15 protein-coding genes and 1 pseudogene are annotated in these 16509 nt (G+C 73.0%); 12 read left to right on the plus strand and 4 right to left on the minus strand.

Features of this window, described 5'->3' with window-relative positions; genetic code table 11:
• The first annotated feature begins 29 nt into the window (after positions 1–29).
• The 8 genes from ACZ52C_RS27725 to mug all read left to right on the plus strand — a co-directional run bounded on the left by ACZ52C_RS27725 (position 30) and on the right by mug (position 7225).
• The gene (locus tag ACZ52C_RS27725; RefSeq protein ID WP_469077308.1) at positions 30–455 is read left to right on the plus strand and encodes a GNAT family N-acetyltransferase; all 426 of its coding nucleotides are present in this window, start codon (positions 30–32) and stop codon (positions 453–455) included.
• 209 nt (positions 456–664) lie between these two features.
• Positions 665–2002: a hemolysin family protein gene (locus tag ACZ52C_RS27730; protein WP_469077309.1), complete on the plus strand. Its 1338-nt coding sequence runs from the start codon at positions 665–667 to the stop codon at positions 2000–2002.
• Entirely contained in the window at positions 1999–3015 is a 1017-nt protein-coding gene (locus ACZ52C_RS27735) for a hemolysin family protein (RefSeq protein WP_469077310.1), read from the plus strand. Before ACZ52C_RS27730 ends, ACZ52C_RS27735 begins: the two co-directional genes overlap by 4 nt.
• A 477-nt stretch (positions 3016–3492) precedes the next feature.
• A complete protein-coding gene (locus ACZ52C_RS27740) occupies positions 3493–4305 on the plus strand; it encodes an SGNH/GDSL hydrolase family protein (protein WP_469077311.1) in 813 nt (270 codons plus the stop codon).
• Positions 4306–4330: 25 nt separating this feature from the next.
• Entirely contained in the window at positions 4331–4681 is a 351-nt protein-coding gene (locus tag ACZ52C_RS27745; RefSeq protein ID WP_469077312.1) for a DUF4326 domain-containing protein, read from the plus strand.
• Between the two features lie 164 nt (positions 4682–4845).
• Entirely contained in the window at positions 4846–5133 is a 288-nt protein-coding gene (locus ACZ52C_RS27750; protein ID WP_469077313.1) for a hypothetical protein, read from the plus strand.
• A gap of 107 nt (positions 5134–5240) precedes the next feature.
• On the plus strand, positions 5241–6683 hold the full coding sequence (gene purB / locus ACZ52C_RS27755) for an adenylosuccinate lyase (RefSeq protein WP_469077314.1): 1443 nt from the start codon (positions 5241–5243) through the stop codon (positions 6681–6683).
• Positions 6684–6727: 44 nt separating this feature from the next.
• On the plus strand, positions 6728–7225 hold the full coding sequence (gene mug, locus ACZ52C_RS27760) for a G/U mismatch-specific DNA glycosylase (protein ID WP_469077315.1): 498 nt from the start codon (positions 6728–6730) through the stop codon (positions 7223–7225).
• Positions 7226–7240: 15 nt separating this feature from the next.
• Here the strand turns inward: mug and ACZ52C_RS27765 are convergent, their stop codons facing one another.
• The gene (locus ACZ52C_RS27765) at positions 7241–7678 is read right to left on the minus strand and encodes a hypothetical protein (RefSeq protein ID WP_469077316.1); all 438 of its coding nucleotides are present in this window, start codon (positions 7676–7678) and stop codon (positions 7241–7243) included.
• A gap of 311 nt (positions 7679–7989) precedes the next feature.
• Between ACZ52C_RS27765 and ACZ52C_RS27770 the strand changes: the two genes are divergently transcribed.
• Positions 7990–9147, plus strand: a complete 1158-nt coding sequence (locus ACZ52C_RS27770; protein ID WP_469077317.1) for an ROK family transcriptional regulator — start codon at positions 7990–7992, stop codon at positions 9145–9147.
• Between the two features lie 93 nt (positions 9148–9240).
• Here the strand turns inward: ACZ52C_RS27770 and ACZ52C_RS27775 are convergent, their stop codons facing one another.
• Both ACZ52C_RS27775 and ACZ52C_RS27780 read right to left on the minus strand, forming a co-directional pair.
• A complete protein-coding gene (locus ACZ52C_RS27775; protein WP_469077318.1) occupies positions 9241–10002 on the minus strand; it encodes a GntR family transcriptional regulator in 762 nt (253 codons plus the stop codon).
• Between the two features lie 162 nt (positions 10003–10164).
• Positions 10165–11055 carry an RNA polymerase sigma-70 factor gene (locus ACZ52C_RS27780; protein WP_469077319.1) on the minus strand — a complete coding sequence of 297 codons (891 nt, stop codon included), beginning with the start codon at positions 11053–11055 and terminating at the stop codon, positions 10165–10167.
• A 160-nt stretch (positions 11056–11215) separates the two neighbouring features.
• Between ACZ52C_RS27780 and ACZ52C_RS27785 the strand changes: the two genes are divergently transcribed.
• Positions 11216–12073 carry an alpha/beta fold hydrolase gene (locus ACZ52C_RS27785; protein WP_319109691.1) on the plus strand — a complete coding sequence of 286 codons (858 nt, stop codon included), beginning with the start codon at positions 11216–11218 and terminating at the stop codon, positions 12071–12073.
• A 495-nt stretch (positions 12074–12568) separates the two neighbouring features.
• Here ACZ52C_RS27785 and ACZ52C_RS27790 read toward each other — a convergent pair.
• Positions 12569–13147 (minus strand): annotated as a pseudogene (locus ACZ52C_RS27790) (EamA family transporter); the annotation flags it as partial.
• Between ACZ52C_RS27790 and pdxR the strand changes: the two are divergent.
• The gene (pdxR, locus tag ACZ52C_RS27795) at positions 13102–14544 is read left to right on the plus strand and encodes a MocR-like pyridoxine biosynthesis transcription factor PdxR (RefSeq protein WP_469077320.1); all 1443 of its coding nucleotides are present in this window, start codon (positions 13102–13104) and stop codon (positions 14542–14544) included. The pseudogene ACZ52C_RS27790 and the gene pdxR overlap by 46 nt on opposite strands.
• Positions 14545–14906: 362 nt before the next feature.
• A complete protein-coding gene (locus tag ACZ52C_RS27800; protein ID WP_469077321.1) occupies positions 14907–16502 on the plus strand; it encodes an alkaline phosphatase D family protein in 1596 nt (531 codons plus the stop codon).
• Positions 16503–16509 lie beyond the last annotated feature (7 nt).

Genomic DNA, 16509 nt, shown 5'->3' on the forward strand with positions numbered 1-16509 from the left:
CGGTCCGGCGCTCGTGATCGGATCCGATCATGACCGACCTGCGCATACGGGCCGCGACGCCCGACGATCTCGACACCGTGCTCGCCTTCTGGAAGGTGGCCGCCGAGGGCACCAGCATCAGCGACGACCGTGAGGGCGTCGAGCGGCTGGTGGCCCGCGACCCCGAGACACTGATCCTCGCCGAACTGGACGGCGAACTGGTGGGCACGGTCATCGCCGGCTTCGACGGCTGGCGATGCCATCTGTACCGGCTCGCGGTGCACCCCGGGCGCCGCCGCAGGGGCATCGGTTCGGCGCTGCTCAGCGCGGCCGAGGAGCGGTTCGTACGGCTCGGCGGACGGCGCGGCGACGCGATGGTCCTCGTCCGCAACGAGACGGCCCAGCATGCCTGGCGGGCGGCCGGGTACGCGCCGGAGGAGAAGTGGCGGCGATGGGTGAAGCCGCTGGGAGACTGACCGCCGCGCACCGCTCGATCACGCGGGGAACGGACCGGGGAACGGGTGACCGAGACGTCTTTGCCGATCCTTTACCATGGGTGGACCTGTCAACCTCTACGGAAAGGTTGTGAGCGTCCGCCCATGGGCGAGCCTCCCAGTACCGGCACCGGCGCCCGACGCCGCGCGTTCCTCCCGCCTCTGTCCGACCATGGGACGGAGGTGACCCGATGACCGAAGTGCTCCTCCTTCTGGTGGCGGTGCTGCTCTCGCTGATCTGTGGTGGCTTCGTCGCCGCGGAGTTCTCACTGACCACCGTCGACCGGGGTCGGCTGGAGCGGGCCGTGGAGCGCGGCGAGCGAGGTGCCGCCGGCGCCCTCAAGGCCGTACGGAACCTGACGTTCCAGCTCTCCGGCGCCCAGCTCGGCATCACCGTCACCAACCTGGTGGTCGGCATGCTCGCCGAACCGTCCATCGCCAAGCTGATCGCGGGCCCGCTGGAGGCGCTCGGCGTGCCGCACTCCGCGTCGCGTTCGGTGGCCCTCGTCATCGGTACGGCCCTGTCGACCGTCGTGCTGATGGTCGTCGGCGAGCTGGTCCCCAAGAACTGGGCGATCTCCGCGCCGCTGCCGGTGGCGAAGAGGGTGGCGAACCCGCAGCGCTGGTTCAGCGCGGCGTTCCGGCCGTTCATCACCCACCTCAACAACACCGCCAACCGTCTCGTACGCCTCTTCGGCATCGAGCCGGCCGAGGAGCTGGCCTCCGCGCGCGGCCCCCAGGAGCTGGCGGCCCTCGCCCGGCACTCGGCCAGGGAGGGCGCCCTGGAGAAGGACACCGCCGAGCTGTTCGTGCGCACGCTGAACCTGGCCGATCTGACCGCGGAGAACGTGATGACCCCGCGCGTCCAGGTCATCGCCCTCGACGCCCAGGCGACCTGCGAGGACGTGGCGAACGCGACCCGGGCCACCGGTCTGTCCCGCTTCCCCGTCTACCGCGGCAGCCTCGACTCGGTCGTCGGCACCGTGCACATCAAGGACGTCCTCGCCGTGCCCGCCGAGCGCCGGCTGCGCACCTCCGTCGCCGAACTGCTGCGCGAGCCGCTGCTCGTCCCCGAGTCGCTGACCGTCGACCGGGTCCTCGACCGGCTCTCCGGCAAGCGCACGATGGCCGTCGTCATCGACGAGTACGGCGGCACCGCCGGAGTCGTGACCTTGGAGGACATCGTCGAGGAGGTCGTCGGCGAGGTCCGCGACGAGCACGACCCGCACGAGACCCCCGACCTGGCCCCCGTCGGCACCGACGGCGACGGCCGGGAGCTGTACTCGGCCGACGGCTCGGCCCGCACCGACCAGCTCGCCCGGGTCGGCCTGCGCGCGCCCGAGGGGCCGTACGAGACGCTCGCGGGCCTGGTCGCCACCGAACTGGGCCGTATCCCGGCCGTCGGCGACACCGTGGAGGTCGTCGGCTGGCGGCTCGACGTGGTGGACGCGGCCGGGCGCCGGGCCGCGCGGGTGCTGCTGCACGCGCCGGTCCCGACCGCCGAGGAGCACGAGGAGGAGACCCGATGACCGCCGTCCAGCTGCTGATCGGCTTCGCGACGCTGGTCGTCAACGCCTTCTTCGTGGGCGCCGAGTTCGCCCTGATCTCCGTACGCCGCAGCCAGATCGAGCCGTACGCCGAGGAGGGCGACCGCAGGGCCCGCAGCGTGCTGTGGGGGCTCCAGCACGTGTCCGCGCTGATGGCCGCCGCACAGCTCGGCATCACGCTGTGCACCCTGGTCCTGGGTGTCGTCGCCGAACCCGCGATCGAACACCTGCTGGAGCCGCTGTTCCACGCGGTGGGTGTGCCGGAGGGCGCGGGCCACGCGATCTCCTTCGTGATCGCCCTGGCGCTCGCCACCTATCTGCACATGCTGCTCGGCGAGATGGTGCCGAAGAACATCGCCCTCGCGGAGCCGGTGCGCAGCGCCCTGCTGCTCGGTCCGCCGCTGGTGACGCTGTCGCGTGCGCTGCGCCCGGTGATCTTCACGGTCAACGCCTTCGCGAACACGCTGCTGAAGCTGATGCGGATCGAGACGAAGGACGAGGTCGCGGCCACCTTCTCGGACACCGAGCTGGCCCGTCTCGTCGCGGACTCCAGCGAGGCCGGCCTCATCGACGACCGCGCGCAGGAGCGGCTGCGGGACGCGCTCGAACTGGGCCGCCGGCCCGTGCGCGACGTCATCCTTCCGCTGGAGCGGGTGGTCTACGCGGGCATGGGGGTCACCCCGGAGGAGCTGGAGCGGCTCTCGGCCGAGTCCGGGTTCTCCCGCTTCCCCGTGGTCGACGAGGGGCGCAGGATCGTGGGCTACCTCCATGTGAAGGACGCGCTCGACGCGGCCCCGCGCGACCTGCCGTTCTCCGTCCGGGACATGCGGTCCATCGCCCGCGTCCGGGAGACCACACCGCTGGACGACGTACTCACCGCGATGCGCCGCAGCCGGACCCATCTGGCGGCCGTACTGGGCGGTGACGGCCGCCTCGCGGGCATCGTGACCATGGAGGACGTCCTCCGGGAACTGTTCGGCCAGCCGACCGCCTGAGCACCCCCGCCGCTCCCCGCCCGGCCCACCGCCCGCAGCCCGCCGTCCGCAGCCACCACTCCCCGCCACCGTCCGCCTTCGGGCCGAGAGGGGCGGGCAGCGGGCTGACGGCGGCGGCCGGGCGGCGGGCTGCGGGCAGGCGTCCGGGGGTCAGCGGACGGCGGCGGCGATCGACGGCAGGCGGGCAGCTGGCTCACGGCAGGCGGCTGTCGACGGGAGTCCAGCAGCGGCAGGCGGTCGGTCGGCGGCGGCGGGACTCCTACGGGAGCTGTTCGGCCAGCCGACGTCTGAGAACCCCCGCCGCTCCCCGCCCGGCCCGCAGCCCGCCGTTGCGCCACTGCCCGCCGCCGTCCGCCTTCGGGCCGAAAGGGCGGCTGGGGGCGGGCAGTGGGGTGACGGCGGCGGCAGGCCGGTCGGCCGGCGGCGGGCAGGGGGACCGACCGGTGGGTATGTGTGCGCGGTACCATTTTTGACGCCATGCAGACGAACCCCATCCCCGACGGTCCCTCCGCCTCCGGTCCCGCCTACTCCAGCCTGGTCACGGTCGGCGACTCCTTCACCGAGGGCATGTCCGACCTCCTCCCCGACGGTACGTACCGCGGCTGGGCGGATCTCCTCGCCGGCCGCATGGCCGCGCGGACGCCCGGCTTCCGGTACGCCAACCTCGCGGTGCGCGGAAAGCTGATCGGCCAGATCGTCGCCGAACAGGTGGACGTCGCCGCCGCGATGGAGGCGGACGTGATCACACTGGTCGGCGGCCTGAACGACACCCTCCGGCCCAAGTGCGACATGGGCCGGGTGCGGGCCCTGCTGGAGGAGGCCGTGGAGCGCCTCGCCCCCTCCTGCAAGCAGCTCGTCCTGATGCGCAGCCCCGGCCGCCAGGGCCCCGTCCTGGAGCGGTTCCGGCCGCGTATGGAGGAGCTGTTCGCCTGCGTCGACGACCTGGCCGCCCGGCACGGCGCCCTCGTCGTCGACCTCTACGGCGCGCCGTCGCTGAGCGACCCCCGGATGTGGGACGTGGACCGGCTGCACCTGACCGCCGAGGGGCACCGCCGGGTCGCCGAGGCGGTCTGGCAGACGCTCGGCCACGCGGCGGAGGACCCGGAGTGGCGGACGCCGATGCCCGTCACACCACCGCCCGGCTGGACCGCCCGTCAGGTGGCCCACGCGCGGTTCGCCCGGCAGTACCTGCTGCCGTGGATAGGCCGCCGCCTCACGGGCCGCTCCTCCGGCGACGGCATGCCGGCCAAGCGGCCCGAGTTGCTGCCGTACGAGGGCCCACTAGCGTAGGGAGCCGGCCTACCGGGAGGCGCGTGTGACCACGACCGTGATCAACCTCAAGGGCCGCATCCGCGACTTCGGCCCCCGGCTGGAGTTCGCCCCCAGTGACCTGGTCTACATCGGCCGCCGCTGGACCATGGGCCACTGGGACCTGCCGCAGCACCCGCTCTACAACCCGTTCCAGTACGACACCGAGAAGAAGAAGCGCGACGGAACGCGAGCCGAGGTCATGGCGAAGTACCGCGCGTACCTGACGGCCGACCCCGAGCTGATGGCCCTCGTCCCGGGGCTGCGCGGCAGGACGCTGGCCTGCTGGTGCGCGCCCGAGGCGTGCCACGGGGACATCCTGGCGGAGCTGGCCGACGGCTCGGACTCCTCTTCGTAGACCCTGCCGCGTAGGCCCCGCGAAGAGACCCTCGGCGCCCTCTCCTCGGACCGGTCGCACGGCACCCGGTCCGCTACAACGGGTCACAACATGGTCACACATCCGTTGCGGCACCCCTGCGACGCGCATGATGCTCCCCCCACAGTCACATCACGGAGGGACCCATGCGCCGCACCGCCACCGTCCTGATTGCCGCAAGCCTGCTCCTCACCGCCTGCGCCAACAGCGTCGACACGGCCGCCTCGACGCCCAGCAGCACCGCTCCCACGGGGGACGAAGCACGCTACGACGAGATCTGGAACGCCCGGAGCCCCGGAATGCAGGCAACGGTGTGCAAGCTGCTGGCAGCGGACGACCAGAAGTCCGCCGGCACCCTGCTGCGTGAATCGCTCGACGACCCGTCGGTGGACCTGGACGCGCTGGTCGCGTACGTGAACGACGAGAAGTGCTGACGCACCGACCCGACGACGCACATCGTCCGGCGCGCCCCTGACCTGCGGCGCTCCGGACGATGTGGGTGTTCCAACGCCCCCGTGGGCGTTGAGTACACTCCGTACACGTGACTTCTGCGCCAGCCAAGCCCCGCATCCCGAACGTCCTCGCCGGACGCTACGCCTCCACCGAGCTCGCCACGCTCTGGTCGCCCGAGCAGAAGGTGAGGCTGGAGCGGCAACTCTGGCTGGCCGTGCTGCGGGCCCAGAAGGACCTCGGCATCGAGGTGCCGAACGAGGCGCTCACCGACTACGAGCAGGTCCTCGACACCGTCGACCTGGCCTCCATCGCCGAGCGCGAGAAGGTCACGCGGCACGACGTGAAGGCGCGGATCGAGGAGTTCAACGACCTCGCCGGGCACGAGCACGTGCACAAGGGCATGACCTCCCGCGACCTCACCGAGAACGTCGAGCAGCTGCAGATCCGGCTCTCCCTGGAGCTGGTCCGCGACCGTACGGTGGCCGTCCTGGCGCGGCTCGGCAAGCTGGCCGGCGAGTACGGCGAGCTGGTCATGGCCGGCCGTTCGCACAACGTGGCCGCGCAGGCCACCACCCTCGGCAAGCGGTTCGCGACCGCCGCCGACGAACTGCTCGTGGCGTACGGCCGCGTCGAGGAGCTGCTCGGCCGCTACCCGCTGCGCGGCATCAAGGGCCCGGTGGGCACGGCCCAGGACATGCTGGACCTGCTGGGCGGGGACGCCGCCAAGCTGGCGGAGCTGGAGGACCGGATCGCCGGGCACCTCGGCTTCGCGCAGGCGTTCACCTCGGTCGGCCAGGTCTACCCGCGCTCGCTCGACTACGACGTGGTGACCGCGCTGGTGCAGCTGGCGGCGGCGCCGTCCTCCCTGGCGAAGACGATCCGCCTGATGGCCGGGCACGAGCTGGTGACCGAGGGCTTCAAGCCCGGTCAGGTCGGTTCGTCCGCCATGCCGCACAAGATGAACACGCGGTCGTGCGAGCGGGTCAACGGCCTCATGGTCATCCTGCGCGGCTACGCCTCGATGACCGGCGAGCTGGCGGGCGACCAGTGGAACGAGGGCGACGTCTCCTGCTCGGTGGTGCGCCGGGTCGCGCTGCCGGACGCCTTCTTCGCGCTGGACGGTCTGCTGGAGACCTTCCTGACCGTCCTCGACGAGTTCGGCGCGTTCCCGGCGGTCGTCGCGCGTGAGCTGGACCGCTACCTCCCCTTCCTGGCCACGACCAAGGTGCTGATGGGCGCCGTACGGGCGGGCGTCGGCCGTGAGGTGGCGCACGAGGCCATCAAGGAGAACGCCGTCGCCTCCGCGCTGGCCATGCGCGAGCAGGGCGCCGAGCGCAACGAACTGCTCGACAAGCTCGCCGCCGACGACCGCATCCCGCTGGACCGTGCCCAGCTGGACGCGCTGATGGCCGACAAGCTCTCCTTCACGGGCGCCGCCGCCGACCAGGTCGCCGTCGTCGTCGGCCGGATCGAGGAGATCGTGAAGCAGCGCCCGGAGGCCGCCGGCTACACGCCGGGAGCGATCCTCTGACCCGCTACACCCAGGCCGAACTGGAGGCCGCCCGCGACCGGCTGGTGCCGGACGTCACCGCGGACGGCCTCCGGGTCCTTTTCTGCGGCATCAACCCGGGGCTGATGACGGCCGCCTCGGGCCACCACTTCGCCCGCCCCGGCAACCGCTTCTGGCCCGTCCTGCACCTGTCCGGCTTCACGCCGCGGCTCCTGAAGCCGTCCGAGCAGGGTGAACTGCCGTCGTACGGGCTCGGCATCACCAACGTCGTCGCCCGCGCCACGGCTCGGGCCGACGAGCTGACGGCCGAGGAGTACGTGGAGGGCGGCCGACTGCTGACCGCCAAGGTGGAGCGGCTGCGCCCGCGTTGGCTCGCGGTGGTGGGTGTGACCGCGTACCGCGCCGCCTTCGGGGACCGCCGTGCCGCCGTCGGACCACAGGAGAGGACGATCGGGGCCTCACGCGTGTGGGTGCTGCCCAACCCCAGCGGGCTGAACGCGCACTGGACCGCGGCGACGATGGCGGAGGAGTTCGGGCGGCTGCGGGTGGCGGCGGAGGACTGACCGGCCGCCCGGCCGTCACGGGGGGTCTATCTCCGTTATCAGCGCGACGAGTTGGAACGGCAGTTCCTTGTCCCACTGGGAGACGCCGAGGGCGACCCAGCGGCCGTCGACCTGCCAGAGGTGCAGGTCGGGGACGTGGGAGCTGAGCACCGCCCAGGGCTCCGGTATGTCCTCGCCGTCCATCGACCGGTCCAGGACACTCCACAGGCTGAACACGGACGGGGCGCCCCAGCGGGCGGTGAGCAGCTCCGACAGGGCGTCACGCTCCGCCTCGTACTGGTCCTCGGTCTCCTCGCGCCGTGTGCCGTCGTCCTCCCAGAAGTCGGCGCTCGTCCGTAACTCGGCGACGTGGTACCCCGGTCCGGCCGTGCCGACGTCCGACCGGCCGGGCTCCGCGGGGAACTCCTCGGAGCGCAGCCGGTCGATCACGGCGAGGTGGTGCGTGATGCTCATGCGGTCCAGTAAAGCGGGCACCACTGACAATTGGCACGGCGTCAGGACGAGCCTCAGGACAGGCGTCGGGGCAGGGGGCAGAGAGCAGGGGCGGCAGGGGGCAGATCGCAGGGGCAGCGCGGGACAGGGCAGGGCAGAGGTCACGACACGGCGGCGGGGCTCGGCGGCGGGGCGCAGTGCTCGGCGGCGGTGTCCGGGGGCGGCCCCGGGCCCCTGGGAGATTGCGCAGGTCGGGGGCGGCGGGCACTCGCCGGGGTGCGCCGTGGCGAGTACGATCCGGCAGACATGGGCGCGAGCTGGGAGGACGGGCGTTGGGGCCACTGACCGGCGGGGATCCTTCTCTGCTTCGAAGAATCAACTCGGCCGTGGTGCTGCACTCGCTGCGGGCCACGGACCATGCGACCCTGACCGAGATCACCAGGGTCACCGGCCTGTCCCGGCCCACGGTCGAGGGCGTCGTGGAGGGGTTGGTCGAGGCCGGTCTGGTGGTCGAGCGGGCCGCCGAGGAGGGCGCCGCCAGGCGGCAGGGGCGCCCGGCACGGCGCTACCGGTTCCGGGCCGAGGCCGGCCATCTGCTGGGACTGGACGTGGGCTCGCACCGGGTGGCGGCGCTCCTCGCCGATCTCGACGGGAAGGTGCTGGGCTCGCTGTCCAAGGAGGTCTCCGAGTCGGCGTCGGCGGAGGACCGCCTGGAGCGACTGCGCTCGACCGTCGCCGAGCTGCTCCGCAGGTCCGGTGTGTCGCGCGGTTCGCTGCGCGCGGTCGGGGTGGGCAGCCCGGGGATCATCGAGGCCGACGGCGCCGTACGCCTGTGCGCGGCCCTGCCGGAGTGGACGGGACTGAATCTGGGCGAGCGGCTGAGCCGTTCCTTCAAGTGCTCCGTGCTGGTCGAGAACGATGCCAACGCGGCCGCCGTCGCCGAGCACTGGAAGGGCGCCGCCACCGAGTCCGACGACGTGGTGTTCGTGCTGGCGGGGCTGAGCCCGGGCGCCGGTTCGCTGATCGGCGGGCGGCTGCACCGGGGGTACGGCGGCGCGGCCGGGGAGATCGGCGCGCTGCACCTGCTGGGCCGGGAGGCCACCCCGGAGGCCCTGCTGTCGACCACGGGCGAGCCCTTGCACCCGTTGGACGAGCAGGCGGTCGCCGAGGTGTTCAAGCACGCGCGCGAGGGCGACGTACGGGCCCGTGAGGCCGTGGACCGCTTCATACAGCGCCTCGTCCACGATGTGACGGCCCTCGTCCTCGCCCTCGATCCCGAGCTGGTCGTCGTCGGGGGCTGGGCGGCCGGCATCGACGACGTCCTCGATCCCCTGCGCCGCGAGCTGGCCCGCTACTGCCTGCGCCCGCCACGGGTCGCCCTCTCCCGGCTGGGCGAGGCCGCCGTCGCCATGGGCGCGCTGCGGCTCGCCCTGGACCATGTCGAGGAGCAGCTCTTCGCGGTGGAGGGCACGGTGACGGCGCGCCGCTGAGCCGCCGCCGGGCACGAGAACGCCGTGCCCCGCGAGAGGGGGCACGGCGGGTACGGCCGGGAGGTTCTGCCCGCGGCGTCAGGACGAGCGGCGTCAGGACGCGCGGCGCTCCGGGCCGTGGTGGATCTCGACGCTGCCCGAGGCGCCGAAGGTCAGGCGGCACGTGTCGGCACGGTAGGTGGCCTGGGAGACGGCCGCCGTGCGTCCCTCGGCGAAGAAGCGGGTGGTGACGACCAGGACGGGCGCGCCGGGCAGCCGGTCCAGCTCCTTGGCGTCGTCCGCCCGGGCGGAGCCCAGCTCCACCGAGCGGTCCTGTCCCTCCAGCTCCAGGCGCTGCAGCTCACGCAGGACGGCACGCGCGCGTGCGGCACCGGAGGGCGCGTCTATGCCGGAGAGGGCGGGCACGGAGGCGGCCGGGACGTAGAGCAGTTCGGCGGCGACGGGCTGGCCGTGCGACATCCGGGAGCGGCGTACGACGTGCACCTGCTCGCCGTGGACGCTGTCGAGGAGGTCGGCGACCGCGGCGGGCGGTGCCGAGGCCGCGCAGTCGACGGCCTGCCAGGCGTCGCCGACGGTGCCCGGCCACACGTGCTGCTCGGTGCCGACGGCGACGCCCACGCGCGGGGGCGCGACGGTGGTGCCGACGCCGCGACGGCGCTGCAGCCGGCCCTCCAGTTCGAGCTGCTCCAGCGCTTGGCGGAGGGTGGCCCGGGCGACGCCGAAACGGGCCGCGAGGTCACGCTCGTTGGGCAGGATCTCCCCCACCGAGAACTCGGAGTCCAATGCCTCACTGAGCACGGTCTTCAAATGCCAGTACTTCGGTTCCGGCACCGTTTCCAGCTGCTGGGTCCCCACCCTGTCCTCCGCTGCTTCGCCGTGGCCCGGCGGCGTTTTTAGCGCCCTTGTTTATTAAAGGTTGTTGCACTTTCTTGCGACCATAGGCCCGCCCCCACCCTTGGTCAAGACCAATCCTCGAACGCTCGGGCATCCGACGGGCCGGACGCCCGACAGCGTTCATCAAGGCTTCACGGCCGCCAGGGAGAGCAGCTTCTCCGGGTTGCGGACGATGTAGACGCACTGGATCCGCCCGTCGGCGACGTCGAGTTGGAACACGCTGTCGACCTCGCCGCCGGTCAGGAGGACCACGGCGAAGCCGCCGTTGATCTCCATGAACCGGAACGACGCGTCCCGCACGCCCTTGCCCGCCGCGCCGTGCACGAACCGTCCCACCTTGTCGGCGGTCTCGAGGACCCGCACCGGGGCCTTGCCGATGCCGCCGCCGTCGCCCACCAGACGCACGTCGGGGGCCAGCAGCGCCATGAGCCCGTCGAGATCGCCGCCCGCCGCCGCGGCGAGGAACTTCTCGGTCAGCTCACGGCGTTCGACGGGATCGACCTCGTAGCGCGGACGCCGCTCCTCGACGTGCCTGCGGGCCCGCCCGGCGAGCTGGCGCACGGCCGGCTCGGCGCGGTCGATCATGGTCGCGATCTCGGCGTACGGGTAGCCGAAGGCCTCCCGGAGCACGAACACGGCGCGCTCCAGGGGCGAGAGGGACTCCATGACGACCAGGACGGCGAGGGAGACGCTGTCGGCGAGGACGGCCCGCTCGGCGGTGTCCGGGACGGTGTCCGCGTAGTCGGTGACGTAGGGCTCGGGGAGCCACGGGCCGGGGTAGGCCTCGTTGCGCGACTGCACCTGGCGCAGCCGGTCGATGGCGAGCCGGGTGGTGACACGGACCAGGTATCCGCGCGGTTCGCGCACGTCGGAGCGGTCGGCGCCGGACCAGCGCAGCCAGGTCTCCTGGACCACGTCCTCGGCGTCGGCGACCCGGCCGAGCATGCGGTAGGCGACTCCCATGAGGACGGAGCGGTGCTCTTCGAAGACGTCGATCGCGATATCGGTGGTCACCGTTCCATCCCAACCCGAGGCGCCGGGCCGTGTCCAGGCGATTCCGACGATGCGCGTGGCTTGTTACTCCCGGGGACTACCCGCCGGTAGCAGTTGCTGACAAGCTGTCTACGACCGCCCTACGCCGGCGCGTCCTTCCGCCCAGACGAGGAGTCGCACCATGTCCGCCGCCACGGTCTCCTTCCAGGTCCCCTCCCCGCTCGGCCCACGGTCCGTGACGGTCTCCTACACCCGCGAGGGCACCGGTGAGCCGCTGCTCCTGCTGCACGGCATCGGCCACCACCGGCAGGCCTGGGACCCGGTGACGCACATCCTGGCGGCCGAGCGCGAGGTCATCACCGTCGACCTGCCCGGCTTCGGCGAGTCTCCGGCGCTTCCCGACGGACTCACCTACGACCTGCCGACGACGACCGCCGTCTTCGGTGCCTTCTGCGAGGCGCTGGAGCTCGACCGCCCGCATGTGGCGGGCAACTCCCTGGGCGGTCTGCTCGCCCTGGAGCTGGGCCGCGAGAAGCTCGTACGGTCCGTCACGGCGCTGTCCCCTGCGGGGTTCTGGAACGAGGCCGAGCGGCGTTACGCGTTCGGCGTCCTGCTCACCATGCGGCACATCTCGCGTCGGATGCCGCTCCCGCTGGTCGAGCGGCTGTCCCGGTCGGCGCTCGGCCGCACCGCCCTGACGAGCACCATCTACGCCCGCCCGGCCCGCCGTTCACCCGAGGCGGTGGTCGCCGAGACGCTCGCGCTGGCGGGGGCCACCGGGTTCGACGAGACCCTCCGGGCCGGCGGCAGCGTCCTGTTCACCGACGACGTCCCTGGCCTCCCCGTCACCGTGGCCTGGGGCACCCGGGACTGGCTGCTCGTCCGCCGTCAGGGCGTCCGCGCCAAGCGGGTCATCCCCGGCGCCCGGCTGGTGCGGCTGCCCGGCTGCGGCCACTGCCCCATGAACGACGACCCCGCGCTGGTCGCCCGCGTCATCCTCGACGGCAGCCGCCACCCGGCCCTCGACGGCAGCCGCTGACCCGCCCCGCGGAGCGGCCACCGTCCGGCGGCGTGCCGTCGCGCCCGATCCCAGGGCCACCCCGGCGCCCACCAAGGCGCTGCCGACCGCCTGCGCCGCACCGTAGGAGCCCGTGCCGACGAGGGGAGCCGTGCAGGCGGCGGCCACCGGGATGAGGCCGGAGAAGAGGGTGGCGCGCTCGGCGCCGATGCGCTGCATGCCCATGTACCAGCACACGAACCCGACGACCGTGACGACCGCCGCCTGCCACAGCAGCGCGAGGGACTCCGTGCCGTCCGGGCGAGGCAGCCACGCGCCGCTGTCGACGGCCACGCCGACGACGGCCGACTCCAGGGCGGCCACCGCGCACACGGTCGCCGACAGCAACCGCGGTCCGAGCGGTCGCAGCACCGGCACGGCCAGCACCGCGAAGCCGATCTCGCCCACCAGCGCGCACACGGAGAAGGCGATGCCCGCCGCGTCCGTACGGCCCCAGCCCTGGACGGCGAACGCGCCGGCTGCCACCAGCAGCGCCCCTCGGAGGACCATTCGTCGGGGGCGACGGCCCTCCGAGAGGGGGACGAGGACGGCCACGGCCACCGGGGCGCAGCCCACGAACACCCCCGGCACCGCCGGTTCCGCCGAGCGTTCGGCCGCGAGCACGGCGATGTTGAAGCCGACCATGCCGATCGCCGCGAGCAGCCCCAGCCGCGCCCACTGACGTGCGGACAGACGGCGCAGGGGTGCCGTGCCACCCGTGCCGAGCAGCGGGAGCAGCAGCAGACAGGCGAGGCCGTAGCGGAGGAACTGCCCACCCGCGTACGGGTAGTCGCCCAGCACGCTGTTGGCGGTGAAGGAACCGCCGACGAGCACACAGGCGAGGGCGGCGAGGAGGGCTCCGGAGATCGCGGACGAGGTCCGGGGCGTGCCGGTGGCGGGGGGCGCGGGCGCAGCGCCGTCGGTGGGCGCGGGAGAGGCGGGCGAGGTGGGCGTCGGCTTCATGGTCGCGACGCTAGGGAGCCGGGCGGTCCCGTTTAAGGTCCACTTCCATGACGTCATCGGGGACCAATTCCGACCACGGCGCGCCCTCGGCATCCGCTCCCTGGACCGCCGCCTGGGAGCTGCTGCTGCCCGTCGCGGACGCGCCCGCACGCGCGCGTGGACGCACTCTGCAGGCGGCGCTGCGGGAGGCGATCCGGTCGGGGCGACTGGCACGGGGGACGCGACTGCCGGCGAGCCGGGAGCTGGCCGCCGACCTCGGCGTCTCGCGGGGGCTGGTGACGGAGGCGTACGAACAGCTGGTCGCGGAGGGCTATCTGCGCAGCGGCCGGGGCGCCGGGACCTGGGTGGGCGCAGCCGTGCGGACGCCCGCGCCGCCACGCGCGCGTGACCTCGCTCCGCGTCCGCCGGGTGCCCGCGCCGACTTCGTGCCCGGGACGCCCGACCTGTCGCTGTTCCCCCGTGCGGCGTGGGCGGCGGCCCAGCGCGGGGTCCTCGCGGAGCTGCCGCACCACGAGCTGGGCTATCCGGATCCGCGCGGGCTGCCCCGGCTGCGCACCGCGCTCGCCGAGCTGCTGGCCCGGCGGCGGGGCGTGGTCGCCGACCCGGAGCGGATCGTCGTCGTCTCCGGGGTGGCCCAGGCCGGCACGCTCCTCGGATCGGTGCTCCACGCGCGCGGGGCACGTGTCGTCGGCGTCGAGGACCCCGGCAGCCCCGAGCACGGGACGCTGTACGCCGCCACCGGGCTCGGCACCGTGCCGTTGCCGCTGGACGAGGAGGGGCTGGCGGTCGGGCCACTGCGGGAGTCGGGGGTGCGGGCGGTGGTGACGACGCCGGCCCACCAGTTCCCGACGGGGATCGCGTACTCCGCGCGGCGGCGGAGCGAACTGCTCGACTGGGCGCGGGCGGTGGACGGGCTGATCGTCGAGGACGACTACGACGGGGACTTCCGCTACGACCGTGCCCCCGTGAGCGCGTTGCAGGGGCTCGACCCCGAGCGGGTCGCCTACACCGGTTCCGTCAGCAAGTCCCTCGCGCCGGGGCTGCGGCTCGGCTGGCTCCTCGTACCGGCGTGGCTGGCTCGGGAGGTCGTCGAGCGCAAACGGACCATGGATCTCGGGCACCCCACCATCGACCAGGCGCTCTTCGCGCGGTTCGTGGAGCGGGGGGACTACGACCGGCAGTTGCGGCGGTGTCAGCGGGCGTACCGGGAGCGGCGTGACGTGCTGGTGTCGGCGCTCGCCGAGCACTTTCCCGGGGCGGAGATATCGGGGATCGCGGCCGGGCTGCATGTCATCGTGGCGCTGCCGGAGCGGTACGGGGCGGTGGAGCGGTTCCTCGGGCGGGCCGGGGCGGGTGGGGTGGTGGTGCGGGGGTTGGGGGCGTACGGGAGGGTGCCGGATGCGCGGGTGCGGTTGGTGTTGGGGTACGCGCATCTTTCTCCTGCGCGGATTCGGGAGGGGGTGGGGGTGTTGGCGGGGGTGGTGGGGTGACGTCGGGGTTCGTCGCCCCCGCCGCCCCTACCCGTCCCATCCTCAAGGGGCTGCGCCCCTTTGACCCCCAGCGTCCGTCCGGTGGGGGCTGGTCGCGCAGTTCCCCGCGCCCCTGAAAAGCAGGGGCTGCGCCCCGTGCTTTTCGGCCCGAAAGGGCCGTAGGCCCCTAAGGGGCGCGGGGAACTGCGCGAAAAGCCCCCACTCACCCGCAGCCGCCGACTCACAGGTACACCCGAGCGCTGACGCGGGTCGCCTTCCCCCACACCCCGCGCAGTTGTTCACTTGTCGTTTCCGTGTGCGCTGCGGCGTGCGCGTAGTTGTGGCTGTGCACATTGGCCGGATCCGTCGCTGGAGGCGCATTCATGTCACACCGTCCGCCGAGTCCCCTGCCCGGTCGCCGCAGCGTGCTGCGCGGCTCGTTCGCCGCGTCGGCGGCGCTGGCGCTGCCCGGTTCCGTCGCACTCGGCTCGGCTCCCGCGCTGGCTCTCTCGGGACGGCCGCGGGCCGGCTGGGGTGTGCAGGCCGGGGACGTGACCGCGCACTCCGGGCTGGTGTGGGTGCGGTCGGACCGTCCGGCGCGGATGATCGTCGAGACGTCCGCCACCGAGTCGTTCCGCAATCCGCGCAGATGGCACGGTCCGCTGCTGGATGCCGGTACCGACTTCACCGGGACGACGCGGCTGCGCGGGCTGCCCTCGGGCGAGCAGATCCACTACCGGGTGCTGCTCGCCGATCCGCACGACCCGCGCCGCACCGGGGAGCCGGTCACCGGGACGTTCCGTACGACGTCCCTGAAGCGCCGCTCCGGGGCCCGGTTCGTGTGGTCGGGTGACCTGGCCGGACAGGGCTGGGGCATCAACCCGGACCGCGGCGGCTACCGGATCTTCGACGCGATGGGCGCGCTGGACCCGGACTTCTTCCTGTTCAGCGGTGACACCATCTACGCGGACGGCCCCATCGCCGCGACGGCGGCGCTCCCCGGCGGCGGCACCTGGCGCAACGTCACCACCGAGGAGAAGTCCAAGGTGGCGGAGACGCTCGCCGAGTTCCGGGGCAACTTCCGCTACAACCTGCTGGACGAGAACCTCAAGCGGTTCAACGCGCAGGTCCCGGCGATCGTGCAGTGGGACGACCACGAGGTCACCAACAACTGGTACCCGGGTGAGATCCTCACCGACGCCCGGTACACCGAGAAGAGCGTGGACGTACTGGCGGCGCGGGCGCGGCGGGCGTTCAGCGAGTACTTCCCGATCTCCACGCTGCGGCCCGGCGCCCGGGAGGGCCGGGTGCACCGGGTGGTGCGCCACGGTCCCCTGCTGGACGTGTTCGTGCTGGACATGCGGACGTACCGCGACGCCAACTCGCCCGGTACGCAGACCACCGACCCGGTGGGCATCCTCGGAGCCGAGCAGTTGGAGTGGCTCAAGCGGGAGCTGTCGCGGTCGCGAGCGGTGTGGAAGGTGATCGCCTCCGACATGCCGCTCGGTCTGGTCGTGCCCGACACCGGGGACGGCAAGCCGAACATCGAGGCCGTGGCGCAGGGCGACCCGGGCGCGCCGCTGGGACGGGAGCTGCAGATCGCCGAACTGCTGCGGTTCGTCAAGCACCGCAAGATCACGGGCACGGTGTGGCTGACGGCCGACGTGCACTACACCTCGGCGCAGCACTACCAGCCGTCGCGGGCCGCCTTCACCGACTTCGAGCCGTTCTGGGAGTTCGTCTCCGGCCCGCTGAACGCGGGCGCCTTCCCGGCGAACGCGCTGGACAACACCTTCGGCCCCGAACGGGTGTTCGTGAAGGCGCCGACGACGGCGAACGTGTCCCCGGCGGGCGGCTACCAGTTCTTCGGCGAGGTCGACATCGACGGCCACAGCGGGGAGCTGACGGTCCGGCTGCGGGAGCAGGACGGGACCGTGCTGTACACGAAGGTGCTCCAGCCGGGTCTCGTCGGTCAGTGACCGGCGG

The sequence above is a fragment of the Streptomyces sp. NPDC034049 genome, from assembly GCF_055575575.1.